Source organism: Sphingobacterium sp. UBA1498 (genome assembly GCF_002325125.1).
Classification (GTDB): domain Bacteria; phylum Bacteroidota; class Bacteroidia; order Sphingobacteriales; family Sphingobacteriaceae; genus Sphingobacterium.
In genome coordinates, this window is sequence record NZ_DCRG01000022.1 from 105,760 (window position 1) to 120,518 (window position 14,759).

Genomic DNA, 14,759 nt, shown 5'->3' on the forward strand with positions numbered 1-14,759 from the left:
AGATGTAGGTTTTGATAATCGCTAGAGTCGTTTGATCTCTTTTCGTGAAGGTTTTTTTGTACTTTTATACCATAATTTGAATTTATGTCCAATCCACAATCTACGATTTTTAGTGAAAGAGATACGCTGTTTGTTGATGTGGTCTTACCACTAGCGTTAGCAAGAACATATACCTATCGTATTCCGGCCGACTGGAACGATCGTGTGCAGCTAGGAGTACGGGTCATTGTGCAATTTGGAAGGAATAAGATCTACTCAGCGCTTGTTAAGTCAATTAGCCGGGAAGCACCAAAGCACTATGAAGCAAAATATATTTTGGACATTATCGATGAAAATCCGATCGTCAATTTGGCGCAGTTTAAACTTTGGGATTGGCTTGCCGATTATTATATGTGTAGCTTGGGTGAGGTGATGCAGGCGGCGCTCCCCGCAGCATTGAAGCTGGCCAGTGAGACCAAAGTGGTTCCTTCGATTGCTGATGAGTTTGATCGTTCTACACTCTCCGATAAAGAGTATCTTATCATTGAAGCACTGGAGGTGGCTGGCGAACTTAAGGTGAATGATATTGTGAAGTTGCTGGGGCAAAAAACTGTTTTCCCTATTTTAAAGCAATTATTTGACAAGGGAATAGTATTGATTTCTGAAGAGATTACCGAGCGCTATAAACCTAAGACCAAAGCATTTTTACGTTTTGCTCCTGATTTTAAAAATGAAGATGCTAAAAGAGAGCTGTTGGATAGTTTAAACCGAGCGCCAAAGCAGCAAGATGCCGTATTGGCGTTTATGCAACTTGTTAAAAAAACGGAGGAGATTACACGGCCGATGTTAACCGAGGCCTCGGGCTGCGGTAACGGCGCTATTACAGCTTTGATTGACAAAGGTGTTTTTGAAATCAAAGAGAAGGTTGTCTCTCGGTTTCAGCGAGAAGATATCGAATTGGATGCTAATTTCCAATTTAATGAAAATCAGCAACGCGCCTATGATGAAATCAAGAAGTCCTTTGAGGATAAGGAAGTTACTTTATTGCATGGTGTCACCGCTTCAGGGAAAACACAGCTTTATATCCGGCTGATAGAACAGGCGATAGCTGCCGGAAAATCAGCCTTGTATCTATTGCCCGAGATTGCGCTTACAGCGCAGATTACCGCTCGCTTAAAGTTGCATTTTGGAGATAAACTTGGCGTTTATCACTCCAAATTTAATGATAATGAACGTGCCGAGGTATGGCATAAAGTAATGAAAAATGAGTTCAAGGTGGTGATTGGCGCGCGTTCATCCGTCTTTTTGCCCTTTCAGGACCTGGGCATTATCATTGTTGATGAGGAACACGAAAATTCCTATAAGCAATTCGATCCGGCTCCCCGCTACCATGCTCGGGATACCGCCATTTATCTCGGCTTTCTCCATCAGACTAAGGTACTTTTAGGATCAGCCACACCTTCTTTGGAAAGTTATTATAATGCCAAAGCCAAGAAGTACGGTTTTGTACAACTGCTAGAACGATACGGGAATGCGCAGTTGCCAAGTATTGAGCTGGTGAATATTGCCGAAGAGGGAAGAAAGGAAAATATGTTTTCCTATTTTTCAGGTACCTTGCTAAAGGCCATTGAAGAAGCTGTAAAAAATAAGGAGCAGGTTATTTTGTTTCAAAATAGACGTGGACATACGACCATGATCCAATGTAATACCTGTGGATTTGTCGCAAAATGTGTCAACTGCGATGTGAGCTTAACCTATCATAAGAGCTCCAATATGATGCACTGTCATTATTGCGGTCATGTCGAACCTCCGTTGCGGGTTTGTCCAGCCTGCGGGATGCCGCATATCGAAAGTAAAGGATTCGGTACAGAACGGGTAGAGGAGGAGCTGGAGCTTCTGATGCCGGAAATTCGCATCGGCCGGTTGGATTTGGATTCTACAAAAGGCAAATATGGATTTGATAAAATTATCACAGCATTTGATGAGCATGAATTCGACGTGCTTATTGGAACGCAAATGGTAGCTAAAGGGCTCGATTTTGGAAGGGTAAGTCTGATTGGTGTTATTAACGCGGATACCATTATCAACTTTCCTGATTTTCGTTCCTATGAACGTGCTTTTTCACTGTTTTCACAAGTTGCAGGCCGGGCTGGTCGTCGTGAAGCTGGCGGAAGGGTGATTATCCAAAGTTATACGACCAAGCACAGAGTGCTTGAACAGGTAGTCAACAACGATTATGAGGATATGTTTATGACTGAAATTACAGAACGAAAAAATTACCTTTATCCCCCTTTTTACCGCCTCATCCGAATTGATATTAAGCATGCTGATTTTCAGAAATGCTATGATTCGGCCAATCGTTTTGCCGTAGCATTGCGCCAACAGCTGGGGGCAAGGGTGTTGGGGCCAGAGCCGCCTTTGGTTTCCCGCGTGCGCAATAATTTTATTCAGACTATCACCTTGAAGATAGAACGTACAAATATCAGTATTGCAAAGGTTAAGGAACTGATCCGTTCGGTTCTTCTGGATTTTGAAATAGATAAAAGCAATACAGGCGTGCGCGTTCAGGTCGATGTGGATCCCTATTAGCGCCAGCTATTACCCCTATAGGATTTAAAGACTTGCGTTATGGGCTAAGTTAAACCACATGCGCCTATCGTTTTGTTTGATGTCCAATTCGAACGGTCAACGTACACTGGCTATAAGGTCTGGTGATTTGCAAAATAAAGTAAATTGAATTATAAATGTGTACTGTATTGGTATTGAGTTAATTGTGATTAGTTCTGCTGAATGTGCCTTTTAAAAGGTAAATTTGAATCATCATGGCCTACAAGTTTATTGATAATTATCGGGAGAAAGGTGCCCGTAAGAAATTGGTGGAACATCTAAAAAGCCGAGGTATTGCAGACCAAAAAGTTTTAGATGCCATTGGAAAAGTACCACGTCATTTTTTCTTTGATGAAACTTTCTGGAATCAGGCTTATCGGGATATTGCATTTCCAATTGGTGATGGGCAGACAATTTCACAGCCTTATACGGTGGCTTATCAGTCCGAATTACTCCACGTAAAAAAAGGGGATAAAGTCTTGGAAATCGGGACCGGATCTGGATACCAAACCTGCATTCTAATGGAACTTGGTGCTGAAGTGTATACCATCGAGCGCCAAGAAAATCTGTACCATCGCACCATTCAGGTACTGCCCTACATGGGCTATAAACCTAATTTCTTTTTGGGTGATGGCTCTAAGGGAATGGAAGAGCACGCTCCTTATGACAAGATTATCGTGACTGCGGGCGCACCATTTGTGCCAGAGGTGATGTTAAAGCAATTGAAAATGGGCGGAATTTTTGTGATCCCTGTCGGAGATGAAAAGTCGCAAAAAATGGTCACCATTATCCGGGTAGGTGAAAATGATTTTGACCGTATCGAACTGGATACTTTTCGTTTTGTTCCTTTGGTGGGAGACCAAGCTTGGTAAAGCCATTTAAGCGGCTTCGATGTGCATCTCCAAGGTCTCAAGCGCCTATGGCCCCTCCTTTTGTAAAAAAACTGATAAGATCCTCAATTAAATTAAAATGAAGTGAAAGACTAAATATTCACGTTATGACTCCAACATCAATATTATATGATCAGAAGCATCAAGAAATAGCTTCAACCGTGCTCAAGTTAAATAAGCAAGTCAACACATTGAGTTTGTCGCGTCTATTTGTAATCCTGGGAGGGGGAGCGTTATTATTTTATACCTTTCAGCTCGAAAGTCTGCCTTTGGTCTTTTTCTGTTTTTTTTCATTGTTATTTTTGTTCGCTTATCTCGTGCGGAAGCAGAGCAAGCTGGAGCTTCAGAAAAATTATTTTGAAGCTTATCTTAAGGTTTTGGCAAATGAGCAGGCGATGGCAGAAGGAAAATTAAATATGTATGATCATGGCCAGCATTTTGAGGATGGGGCTCATCCGTATAGCGCTGATATGGATGTCTTTGGAACCTATGCTTTATTTGCCCAGATAAATCGTGCAACTACAAAGCAGGGAATCGATCTTTTGGCTTCATGGCTTGATAAACCGCTTCAAAAATATCAGATTCTGCATAATCAGGAAGCGACTCAGGAACTGGAAAACGAATCGGAATGGATTTGGGATTTTCAGGCTAAACTGTTGGCGAACCTGAACCATAAGCTGGACATCAAGGCTTTCCTGACAAATTACTTTCAGAATCGTAATTTTCAATTCGGCAACGGTTTTATGCGTTTCTATATCAAAGCAGGTCCCATTCTCTTTTTACTTGCTTTAGCCGGAAGTTTTTTTGTTCCAAAGTTGGCTGGAATTGCAACATTATTGGGCTTGTTCCATATCCTTTGGGCATTAGCCAAAGCGGGAAGTGTGGGGCTGTTTTCCTCTCGAATAGACAAGATTGGTGCTGTCCTAGGCTCTTATGCCGAAGCGATTCAATCGATTGAAAGCAAGGAGTGGAAGTCCTCTTCCATGCTGGGGATCGCCGGGGAACTTAAACAGCATCAAGGTGCTGATTCCATTTCCCTTGCATTTAAAAAGCTTGCAGGTCTAATTAACAATCTGGATGCCCGCAATAATGTCTTTGTTGGTATTTTTTTAAATTTATTTCTTCTTTGGGATTTTAGGCAGGTATTGGCAATTGTTGACTGGAAGAATAAATATGAGCATGAAATTTTAAATTCATTCGATACTTTGGCAAAGGTAGAGGCGGTAACGAGTCTGGCTATTTGGAAGCGAAATCATCCGACCTATATTGATCCGATAATTTTGGATAACCCATTGCAAGATAAGATTAATGCGCAAGGATTATATCATCCCTTGATCCCGATCGATCAGGTAGTTGCCAATGATTATAACAGTATGGATCATCGTATTGCTTTGGTAACTGGATCCAACATGGCTGGTAAAAGTACCTTTCTGCGTACTGTGGGCATAAATGCCATTTTGGCCTATGCTGGGGCGGCTGTTGCAGCAACATCTTTTCAGCTGCCGATTTACAAACTGATATCCTATATGCGGATCAAAGATAATCTGAATGAAAGTACGTCGACCTTTAAGGCGGAACTGAATCGGATGAAATTCATATTAGATACGGTGTCTCTACACAGCGATAGCTTTTTTCTGATTGATGAGATGTTAAGGGGTACAAATTCGGTGGATAAATACCTCGGTTCGCGGGCGATCATAAAGAAATTGGTGCGGTTAAATGGTAAAGGTATGGTGGCAACACACGACTTACAGCTGTCTAGTTTACAGGAGGAATTTCCTCGAGATATCAAAAATTATCATTTTGATATTCGTGTTGATGAAGGTCAGATGCTGTTTGATTATAAGCTGAAGATTGGCGAGTGCAAGATATTCAATGCGTCGCTCTTATTGAAGGGTATCGGTGTGGATATCAATGAAAATATGGAATAGAAATGACTCAACTGAAATGAGATTAATTTACATTTGTCCCCTCTTAAATCCACTAAATAAAACAATAAATGACTTTACAAGAACGTATTGATTTGTCTGAAACACATGTTTGTACAACTGTTTTTCCGTTTTTGACAAATCATCACGATACTTTATTCGGCGGCAAGGCCATGTCCATTATGGATGAAGTGTCGTTTATGGCTGCAACACGATTTTGTCGCAAAACGTTGGTCACTGTATCAACAGATCGTATAGACTTTAATAAAGCTATTCCCTCTGGAAGTATTATAGAAGCTATCGCAAGAGTTCAACATGTAGGCCGGACCAGCTTAAAGGTGAAGGTCGAGATATTTTTGGAACATATGTACAAGGAGGGCAGAGAGCTGGCAATAGAAGGTGTTTTTACATTTGTTGCTCTGGATGAAAGCAAGCAGCCGATTCCTGTGCTTGAAGGTTTGGATATTGAATAGAATTCGATGTCTCTTTTTAGGGTACGAGACGAAAATTCTGAAAATTTATAACATGGAAAAAGGACCGTAATTAAGGTCCTTTTTTTGTGGAGAGATCGATCTAAGAATTTTGATCGTCGTCTCCGATAGGGTTGTGATTCTATGGATTTACGTTTTTTTCTATTCGTTTCTCTTGACGGGGCTTAAATTATTGAGCTCTTCTGATGTAAACAGTCTGTAGTGAACTTTGAAGGTTTTACCCAATGGCGTTTCCAGCGAGAAGCCCCCCGGGCCAAAGCCATCCAGTACATCTAATGTAAAATGTGCATGTTTCCAGTATTCAAAGAGATCGCGATCAACCCAGAATTCATAGCCTTCCGCTAGTCCAATCATGGCGTCATTTGTACGGGGGAAGTAGCCTCCTTCTTCAAAGCACTGCGGTTGAGTCCCCTCACAGCAGCCTCCTGCTTGGTAGAACATTAATTTACCATGTTTTGCTTCAAGTTCATGAATAAGATCTTTTGCTTTATCCGTAACGTCTAGTCTATTTATCATCATAAAATTGGATCATGTTTTTTTAAAATTAGCCCCCATCAAATTTAGCGCGAAAGATCGATTGCGTGTTTAAAGCGTACCAGGCAGCATGGCGTTTGACGATACCACCTGGTACGGCGTTAGCTTACTCTTAAACTTCTGTTAGAAGAAACCAAGTTTTTCTTTGCTGTAGGAAATCAGCATGTTTTTAGCCTGTCTATAGTGTGCGAGCATCATTTTATGATTTTCCCGTCCGATACCAGACTGTTTGTATCCACCGAATGGAGCTCCAGCAGGGTAGGAATGATACTGATTTACCCAAACACGGCCCGCCTGAATAGCACGTGGAACCTGATAAAGCTGATGCGCATCTCGGGTCCATACACCAGCTCCTAGTCCATACATCGTATCGTTGGCGATGGCAATTGCTTCCTCCTCATCTTTGAAAGTAGTGACCGCCAGTACTGGTCCAAAGATTTCTTCCTGGAAAATCCGCATTTTATTATTGCCTTTGAATAGGGTAGGCTTAATGTAGTAGCCGTCTTCAAAGCCCTCGCCAACATTGTTTTCATCGCCACCGGTCAAGACTTCTGCTCCTTCTTCTTTGCCTAGTTTGATATAGGACATGATCTTGTCTTTTTGGATTTTTGATGCCTGAGCGCCCATCATGGTTGATGGATCTAATGGGTCTCCGACTTTGATCTTATTGACCCGATCAACGACTTTCGCTATAAATCTATCGTAGATATCTTCCTGTACCAATAAACGTGAAGGACACGTACAAATCTCTCCTTGGTTGAGTGCAAATAGCACCGCGCCCTCTATCGCTTTGTCCAAAAATGCATCATCGGCATCCATCACCGAACTGAAGAAAATATTGGGCGATTTTCCGCCGAGTTCGAGTGTTACTGGAATGATATTTTCAGTGGCATACTGCATCACCAAACGGCCTGTTGCTGTGGATCCCGTGAATGCTGCTTTGGAAACTTTTGGATTGGTGACTAAGGACCGACCAAGTTCCGCACCGAAACCATTGATGATATTAACCACTCCGGCGGGAATCAAATCACCAATTATTTCCATCAGGATAAGAATAGATGCCGGTGTACTTTCAGCGGGTTTTAGTACAACGGTATTCCCTGCTGCAAGCGCTGGAGCTAGTTTCCATACCGCCATTAGAATCGGAAAATTCCATGGAATAATCTGTGCAACTACCCCGATTGGCTCGTGTACAATCAAGGATACGGTGTTACTGTCCAGTTCACTTATGGAACCTTCCTCAGCACGGATTACACCCGCAAAATATCGAAAATGATCAATTGCTAATGGGATGTCAGCATTTAGCGTTTCGCGTACCGCCTTACCGTTGTCTATGGTTTCAACGGCGGCGATATATTCTAGATTCGCTTCAATGCGGTCGGCGATTTTATTTAGGATGATGCTCCGTTCAGTAGCTGAAGTCTTTCCCCAAGTTTCAAAGGCTTTAGCAGCAGTATCAACAGCTAGATCCAGATCTTCTTTTGTGGAATGGGCAACTTGTGTAAATACCTTTCCGTCTACTGGTGAGATGTTATCAAAATATTTTCCTTGTACTGGTGCGACGAATTTACCACCAATGTAGTTGTCATATCGTTCTTTGAACGATGGCCTTTTAATTGCGCTCATATGGTTTATTTTTAATTATTTTTATTCCCTTCTTATCAAAGTTAGCCAGCAATTATTCAATCCCGTAGCAGTATCGATCCAAAACATAGCACGATTGTTTCAAATGGATGAAAACCGACGTTCCATTTTTTTTGTTATATTTGATATAAAGCCATTTTACTTAATTGGTACATCATGGGAGACAGGACGTTAATTCATACATTGCCATTTTCTCAGGCTCGGGAGTTGAGTACATTAGTGGAAAACCGACGTGCATTCACGTTAGATAGCCTGGAGCTTAATATCTACGAAACGTATCGTGTTTCGCAACATGTACCCTTGTGTTTCGATGATCTCGTTATGATTAATATGATCCAAGGGAAGAAGATCATGCATTTGGATAATATAAAGTCTTTTGATTATCTGCCGGGGCAGATGATGGTATTGCCCGCCCTTGTTGGCATGCACATCGATTTTCCTGAAGCAACTTTGGAAAAGCCTACGCAGTGTACTGCTTTGACAATTCATAAAGAGAAGATAGCAGCAGTTTTGGACTATTTAAATGAATTTTATCCCAAAGAGCAGGTCAATCAGTGGCGTATTGATCCCGACCTTTTTCATCTCTATAATTCTACGGAGCTCGCGGACTTGGTGAACAAGTTATTTCAGATCATTATCAGCGAAAATCCGTTAAAAGATGTGCTCGCCGATCTCGCTTTTAAAGAGCTTACAATTCGGTTATTGCAGTCTCAGTCATCGATTGCATTGAAAATTGGTAAATCGCCCAACAAGATTCTGCTACATTTGCAAGAGTTTATTCAGAAGCATATTACGGAGAAAATCACAATGGCACTGCTCGAACGGACTGCTCACATGAGTAAGGCAAGCCTTACGCGGATGTTTAACCGTGAGTTAGGACTTAGTCCTATGGAGTATGTGATCCAACAGCGTATTGAGGTAGCGAAAAAGATGCTTTTGCAAACCCGCAATGTTAAGGAGTCTTGCTATGGTGCCGGGTTTAATGATGTTAACTACTTTGTTCGGCTTTTTAAAAGCAGAGTAGGCATTACGCCAGGTGCATATATCCTGGCGCGTTAACCTAAAATTTCATTACACGGTCAAGTTCACGCTTGACATCTCTTTCTTTAATGTTTTCCCGTTTGTCAAAATCCTTTTTACCTTGTGCCAACGCAATTTCGACTTTAGCAAAACCACGCGGACTGATAAAAATGCGTAAAGGGACAATGGTAAAACCACGTTCTTCCCCCTTCTCTTTCAATTTTTTTAATTCTCTTTTTGTCAATAGCAGCTGACGGTCCCGTTTTGCCTCATGATTATAGAAAGAACCCATGGAGTATTCGGCAATGTGCATGTTACGAATATAGAGTCCGTCTTCAAAAAAACTGCAGAAACTATCGTTAATATTTGCCTTGCCCTCGCGGATGGATTTTATTTCTGTTCCCAATAGCCGAATTCCTGCTATGTACTTGTCTAGTAAGTGATATTCAAAAGAAGCTTTTTTATTTTTTATATTGATATCTGAAGATAAAGCCATATATTGTTGTATATTAGTAAGTCTACACCATTGCTATTGCAATGAACCTAAATGTAACTAATTATAGGATAATTTAAAGTTCGCAAATATAATTATTAAAATTGTCTTATTTTAAAGTAGAATTATGTGGAGTGATGTTAGCGGAGTATTAAAATAAAATTAACTGTTTTGGACGATGTGTTAAAAATATGACTAAATTTAAGTGAAAGTCAGATTATGTTTTCGTATGTTTGCAACGTTTTTTTGGAATTATTGTGAATATATGCAACGTAGAATTTCAGCTTACATTGTGGATATAGCAGATTTTTCATCGGAGACCGAGTTTTTTATATAAAAGTCCAATTCGATAATTTTGTTTGTTACAATAACATCTAAAAGTTAGAAATAGTTTTAGAAATACCTTTTTATCGCATGAGTAAAGGAAAGTTAGGCGAAAAAATATCGCAATTTAAGATTGTTGAGGAGTTGAAAGCTAAAGGCTTATATGCCTATTTTAGACCTATTCAATCAAAACAAGATACCGAGGTAAAAATCGATGGTAGACGTGTATTGATGTTTGGTTCTAACTCTTATTTAGGGTTAACGACTGATGCACGTATTATAAAAGCAGCGCAAGACGCTTTGGAAAAGTATGGTACTGGATGTGCTGGATCTCGTTTCCTAAACGGTACGTTGGATATTCACGTAGAACTGGAAGAAAAATTATCTGCTTATGTGGGTAAAGAAGCTGCTATTCTTTTTAGTACAGGATTTCAATCAAATCTTGGCCCTTTGTCATGTCTAATGGGGCGTAATGATTATATCTTATTAGATGAACGCGACCATGCATCCATTATTGATGGTAGCCGTTTATCTTTTTCTAAGGTAATTAAATACGGTCACAACAATATGGAGGACTTGCGTGCAAAGTTATCTCGTCTACCTGAGGATAGCGCGAAGTTAATTTGTACGGATGGTATCTTTAGTATGGAGGGTGATATTGTTAATTTGCCTGAACTTACCGCTATTGCCAATGAGTTTGATGCGGCAGTAATGGTTGATGACGCACATAGTTTAGGTGTTATTGGTCACAAAGGCGCTGGTACAGCTTCGCATTTTGGGCTTAATGACGATGTAGACTTGATCATGGGTACCTTTAGTAAATCTTTAGCGTCTTTAGGTGGATTTGTAGCTGGTGATGCCGATGTAATTGATTTCTTAAAACATAATGCACGCTCGGTGATGTTCAGTGCTTCAATGACTCCAGCTTCTGTAGCTTCAACATTGAAAGCATTGGAAATTATTCAGAATGAGCCTGAGCACATTGAAAAATTATGGAAAAATACAGATTATGCCAAAGCACAGTTACTGGATCATGGATTTGATCTAGGTGCGACGGAAAGTCCAATTTTACCAATCTTTATTCGTAGCAATGAAAAAACGTTCTGGGTAACAAAAATGCTTCAAGATGATGGCGTGTTTGTCAATCCAGTTGTTTCTCCGGCAGTTCCTGCTGAAGAGTCTTTGATCCGTTTTTCATTGATGGCGACGCATACTTATGACCAAATCGACGAGGCTATTGAAAAGATGGTTAAAGTATTCAAACAAGCTGAAGTTGAAACATTAATATAAAATCTAATCGTATATGATTCAGATTATACCCGTTGAAACGAAGAAACAAAGACGGCTGTTTATAGATTTCCCTCATAGTCTCTATGAGGGAAATCCTAATTATGTGCCCGCCTTATTTCTTGAACAAAACGATTTGCTTTCCCCTGACAAGCATCCTTTTTATAAACATTCTCAAGCACAACCTTTTCTAGCTTATCGTAACGATAAAATTGTTGGCCGCATTTGTGCAATCTGGAATAACAACCATAACGCCTTTAATCATGTAAATGAGGGGCAATGGGGGTTTTTCGATTGTATAAATGATCAGGAGGTCGCAAACGCATTGTTTGAAACAGCAGAGAAATGGGTTAAAGCAAAAGGTGGTGATACGATTGTGGGGCCGATTAATTTGTCGACCAATGACACGGTAGGTTTATTGGTTGAAGGCTTTGATATGCCACCGGTAGCTATGATGCCCTATAATTCTCCCTATTACATCGATTTAATTACCAATTCAGGCTATGGTCATAAAGTGGACTTACGCGCATATTTGGTGATGGAGAAATCTGCTGATAAACGTTCTGTATTGCTTTTGGATAGGTTGGAGGAGCGTCTGAAAAGATCTGGTATCACCTTGCGTCAGTTCAATGTGAAAGATTTTAAAAATGAGGCGGCGAGAGTTCGGGATATTTACAATAGAGCATGGGATAAAAATTCGGGATTTGTTCCCATGACCGAAGACGAGTTTAATTATACAGCCAAGGATCTAAAAATGATCCTCGATCCACGATTTGCTATCGTAGCTGAGAAAGATGGTGAGCTTGTTGGTTTTGGTCTGGGCATACCGGATATTAACCAGATCCTGATCAAGGTGAAGCGCGGACGTTTACTTCCTACGGGAATTTTCAAATTGTTATTTGGAAAGAAAAAAATAAATTTGCTTCGCGTACTCATGTTAGGGGTGTTGGAAGACTACCGTAAACTAGGTATTGAGGCATGTTTGTATGGTCGAATTATAAAAGAATCAAAAGATTCCAATATTAAAGGGGCCGAATGTTCATGGATGTTGGAGCACAATTATATGATGAACCACGCAATTGAGCAAATGAATGGAGAATTGTACAAACGTTATCGTTTGTATAAAAAATCATTATGATAGAAAAAATATTAATCACCGGAGCGAGTGGTTTTGTAGGCTATCATTTGACAAGAGCAGCGAAGGCGGCAGGGATGGAAGTTCATGCTGCGGTGAGAAAGTCAAGTGATGTTTCAGAAATTCGCTCCGTTGTAGATAAATTTGTTTACCCGGATTTCTCTGATGAAGGATCTATCAGAGAATTGTTGGAAGCAGAAAGCTATACCTATGTAGTTCATGCTGCTGCAATGACCCGCGCCAAACGTGAAGAAGATCTTGAAAAGGTCAATGTTGGGTATACAAAAAATTTGGCATCGGCTTGTTTTTCATTAAAAAATCCCATCAAAAGATTTGTTTTTGTTAGTAGTTTGGCCGCTATTGGTCCCGTTCGCTATGATGCAATTCTAATCGATGAAAGTAATCCCTATCATCCAGTTACAGCATATGGACGTAGTAAGCAGAAAGCGGAACTCGTATTGAATGACTTTAAAGATCATCCAATAACAATTTTGCGGCCTACTGCAGTATATGGCCCGCGTGAAAAGGATATTTTTATTCTTTTTAAAACCATGAATGGAGGTATGGATGCATATGTTGGCCGCTCGCCACAGAAGCTTAGCTTTATTTATGTCGCGGACTTGGTACAGGCCATTATTGATGCCTGTCGTTTTGACCAGGGTGGGAAACAGGTGTATAACCTCAGTGACGGACAGGTATATAGCCGTTATGAGATGGCGAAAATTTTTAAAGAGTTTAGCCAAAAGAGAATGTTCCGTATGCATATCCCTTTGGGGCTTGTGAAAACTATAGCCGTTATTTTTGAGCTTCTGTATAGGAAATCTAAAGCAATACCTTTATTATATCCGGAAAGGCTAAATGAACTTACGGCAGAAAACTGGGGCTGTGATATCGCTGCTGCCCAGCGTCACATAAAATACCAACCTAAATATGATTTGAAGAAAGGCTTAATGGAGGCATTGGCTTGGTATAAAGAAAATAAATGGCTATAATAGCAGATAATGAGTGAGTTAAAAATAAATAAAAAGCTTTTTCAGGATAGAAAGCGAACAAATATCTTAAGTGAACCCGAACAAAAGCTTATTTCGTATCTCGTTCCCCGGATCCCAAATTGGATTACTTCTGATGGACTTACAGCAATCGGATTTTTAGGTTCTTTAATGATATTGGGGAGTTTTATACTGGCCGAATACGTTGATATCCGTTATCTACTTCTAGGAATTCCCGGTTTTTTTGTGCAGTGGTTTGGTGATTCATTGGATGGACGGATCGCATTTTATCGGAATAAATCCCGTCGCTGGTACGGTTTTGCGTTGGATATTGTAATGGATTGGATCAGTACGGTTTTCATTGGATTGGGATATGTGCTTTACACTGTAGGAGATTACAAATATCTGGGATTTACGTTGGTGGCTTTGTATGGTTGGGCAATGATTATTTCTCAACTTAGGTATAGAATTACGGATAAATATACAATAGACGCTGGAATTTTGGGTCCCACTGAAATTCGAGTGATTATTTCATTAGTCATGCTCTTGGAGGTGTTAATGCCTGGATCCATCGATTGGTGCGTACTTGTAATTTGTATTGCACTATTTGTAATTAATGCGAATGATACGCGCCTACTTCTCAAATTAGGGGATGAAAAAGATAAAGAGGATAAATTGAAGAAACAGCAGGAGGGGGATATTTAACGATGTCTTCCAAGTTTGTTACTTTTTTAAAAGCACAGCTTTCCGCCTTTTTAGGCGGATTGTTTGATTTTGGGGTATACTCAGCTTGTTATAAGTTACTTCATATCAGCGCTCCTTTTTCTAATGCTATTAGCGGTAGCCTTGGAGCTATTGTTAATTTTTTGATCAATCGTTACTGGTCGTTTGGAAGTACACAAAAGTCTGTGGGAAGCCAGCTATGGAAATTTGTAATTGTTGTTTGTGGTAGCATTGCACTGAAGTCTACAGGGATTCATTTTTTAGTGAATGTATATCATATGAATTTCCTTTTCTCAAAACTTGTTGTAGAGTTGCTCGTTTCTTTGGGTTTCAACTATACACTTCAACGTTTTTGGGTTTTTAAAACGGATGAAAAGCACTAATTTATTTCTCTGTTTCCTAATGCAGCAGTTCTAGCTGCTTTTAATCTCTTTTCTATTTCTCTTATTTTTTCTATCGCTGATAGGCTAGGGGGTAGCCTCACCCTGCAAGCTGGCGGTGGCTATCTGGGGCGCTTCCCCATTGCATGCCTGAATCGGATTCACTGCGGAGCTAATACGGAGATAACACATTTACTACTTTCTTATCCCTTAGTGTAGTTTTTGTTTACCTATAGTTTAGCCTTAAGTTAGGTTTAGTATAGCTTTTACCTATACTAAACCTAAACTAACACTAACCAAACCCGAACTAAACCCTAAACTAACCTATAACTTGA

Annotated in this window: 13 protein-coding genes; 10 read left to right on the top strand and 3 right to left on the bottom strand. The window is 40.2% G+C overall.

Translation table 11 applies throughout. The features are described from left to right. Positions 1–84 precede the first annotated feature (84 nt). From priA to B3139_RS13275, 4 genes are all read left to right on the top strand, one after another. Positions 85–2,568, top strand: coding sequence for a replication restart helicase PriA (priA, locus tag B3139_RS13260; RefSeq protein ID WP_293883843.1), 2,484 nt, complete (start codon positions 85–87; stop codon positions 2,566–2,568). 233 nt (positions 2,569–2,801) lie between these two features. Then, positions 2,802–3,458, top strand: coding sequence for a protein-L-isoaspartate(D-aspartate) O-methyltransferase (locus B3139_RS13265; protein ID WP_209580600.1), 657 nt, complete (start codon positions 2,802–2,804; stop codon positions 3,456–3,458). Positions 3,459–3,583: 125 nt separating this feature from the next. Beyond that, on the top strand, positions 3,584–5,407 hold the full coding sequence (locus B3139_RS13270) for a MutS-related protein (RefSeq protein WP_293883846.1): 1,824 nt from the start codon (positions 3,584–3,586) through the stop codon (positions 5,405–5,407). Positions 5,408–5,475: 68 nt separating this feature from the next. Beyond that, a complete protein-coding gene (locus tag B3139_RS13275; RefSeq protein WP_209580604.1) occupies positions 5,476–5,877 on the top strand; it encodes an acyl-CoA thioesterase in 402 nt (133 codons plus the stop codon). 159 nt (positions 5,878–6,036) lie between these two features. Here the strand turns inward: B3139_RS13275 and B3139_RS13280 are convergent, their stop codons facing one another. After that, complete coding sequence (locus B3139_RS13280; protein WP_293883848.1) at positions 6,037–6,414, bottom strand: DUF779 domain-containing protein; 378 nt, start codon at positions 6,412–6,414, stop codon at positions 6,037–6,039. Between the two features lie 138 nt (positions 6,415–6,552). Next, positions 6,553–8,055: an aldehyde dehydrogenase family protein gene (locus B3139_RS13285; RefSeq protein ID WP_293883850.1), complete on the bottom strand. Its 1,503-nt coding sequence runs from the start codon at positions 8,053–8,055 to the stop codon at positions 6,553–6,555. Positions 8,056–8,229: 174 nt separating this feature from the next. Here B3139_RS13285 and B3139_RS13290 point away from each other — a divergent pair, with 174 nt between their 5' ends. After that, positions 8,230–9,132, top strand: a complete 903-nt coding sequence (locus B3139_RS13290; protein WP_293883852.1) for an AraC family transcriptional regulator — start codon at positions 8,230–8,232, stop codon at positions 9,130–9,132. Between the two features lies 1 nt (position 9,133). Here the strand turns inward: B3139_RS13290 and smpB are convergent, their stop codons facing one another. Beyond that, the gene (gene smpB / locus B3139_RS13295) at positions 9,134–9,589 is read right to left on the bottom strand and encodes an SsrA-binding protein SmpB (protein ID WP_209580610.1); all 456 of its coding nucleotides are present in this window, start codon (positions 9,587–9,589) and stop codon (positions 9,134–9,136) included. Positions 9,590–10,000: 411 nt separating this feature from the next. Here smpB and spt point away from each other — a divergent pair, with 411 nt between their 5' ends. The 5 genes from spt to B3139_RS13320 are packed head-to-tail and all read left to right on the top strand — an operon-like array spanning position 10,001 to position 14,427. Beyond that, positions 10,001–11,200 carry a serine palmitoyltransferase gene (spt, locus tag B3139_RS13300; protein WP_293883857.1) on the top strand — a complete coding sequence of 400 codons (1,200 nt, stop codon included), beginning with the start codon at positions 10,001–10,003 and terminating at the stop codon, positions 11,198–11,200. A 13-nt stretch (positions 11,201–11,213) separates the two neighbouring features. Next, positions 11,214–12,335 carry a hypothetical protein gene (locus tag B3139_RS13305; protein ID WP_293883859.1) on the top strand — a complete coding sequence of 374 codons (1,122 nt, stop codon included), beginning with the start codon at positions 11,214–11,216 and terminating at the stop codon, positions 12,333–12,335. Beyond that, the gene (locus B3139_RS13310; RefSeq protein ID WP_293883861.1) at positions 12,332–13,324 is read left to right on the top strand and encodes an NAD-dependent epimerase/dehydratase family protein; all 993 of its coding nucleotides are present in this window, start codon (positions 12,332–12,334) and stop codon (positions 13,322–13,324) included. Before B3139_RS13305 ends, B3139_RS13310 begins: the two co-directional genes overlap by 4 nt. 9 nt (positions 13,325–13,333) lie before the next feature. Beyond that, on the top strand, positions 13,334–14,026 hold the full coding sequence (locus tag B3139_RS13315; protein ID WP_209580619.1) for a CDP-alcohol phosphatidyltransferase family protein: 693 nt from the start codon (positions 13,334–13,336) through the stop codon (positions 14,024–14,026). 2 nt (positions 14,027–14,028) lie between these two features. Continuing rightward, on the top strand, positions 14,029–14,427 hold the full coding sequence (locus B3139_RS13320; RefSeq protein ID WP_209580620.1) for a GtrA family protein: 399 nt from the start codon (positions 14,029–14,031) through the stop codon (positions 14,425–14,427). Positions 14,428–14,759: the final 332 nt, after the last annotated feature.

What these genes read in the sequence shown, in the direction of transcription:
- priA (WP_293883843.1), top strand. Translation starts at nt 85, where the DNA reads ATGTCCAATCCACAATCTACGATTTTTAGTGAAAGAGATACGCTGTTT.
- B3139_RS13265 (WP_209580600.1), top strand. Translation starts at nt 2,802, where the DNA reads ATGGCCTACAAGTTTATTGATAATTATCGGGAGAAAGGTGCCCGTAAG.
- B3139_RS13270 (WP_293883846.1), top strand. Translation starts at nt 3,584, where the DNA reads ATGACTCCAACATCAATATTATATGATCAGAAGCATCAAGAAATAGCT.
- B3139_RS13275 (WP_209580604.1), top strand. Translation starts at nt 5,476, where the DNA reads ATGACTTTACAAGAACGTATTGATTTGTCTGAAACACATGTTTGTACA.
- B3139_RS13280 (WP_293883848.1), bottom strand. Translation starts at nt 6,414, where the DNA reads ATGATGATAAATAGACTAGACGTTACGGATAAAGCAAAAGATCTTATT.
- B3139_RS13285 (WP_293883850.1), bottom strand. Translation starts at nt 8,055, where the DNA reads ATGAGCGCAATTAAAAGGCCATCGTTCAAAGAACGATATGACAACTAC.
- B3139_RS13290 (WP_293883852.1), top strand. Translation starts at nt 8,230, where the DNA reads ATGGGAGACAGGACGTTAATTCATACATTGCCATTTTCTCAGGCTCGG.
- smpB (WP_209580610.1), bottom strand. Translation starts at nt 9,589, where the DNA reads ATGGCTTTATCTTCAGATATCAATATAAAAAATAAAAAAGCTTCTTTT.
- spt (WP_293883857.1), top strand. Translation starts at nt 10,001, where the DNA reads ATGAGTAAAGGAAAGTTAGGCGAAAAAATATCGCAATTTAAGATTGTT.
- B3139_RS13305 (WP_293883859.1), top strand. Translation starts at nt 11,214, where the DNA reads ATGATTCAGATTATACCCGTTGAAACGAAGAAACAAAGACGGCTGTTT.
- B3139_RS13310 (WP_293883861.1), top strand. Translation starts at nt 12,332, where the DNA reads ATGATAGAAAAAATATTAATCACCGGAGCGAGTGGTTTTGTAGGCTAT.
- B3139_RS13315 (WP_209580619.1), top strand. Translation starts at nt 13,334, where the DNA reads ATGAGTGAGTTAAAAATAAATAAAAAGCTTTTTCAGGATAGAAAGCGA.
- B3139_RS13320 (WP_209580620.1), top strand. Translation starts at nt 14,029, where the DNA reads ATGTCTTCCAAGTTTGTTACTTTTTTAAAAGCACAGCTTTCCGCCTTT.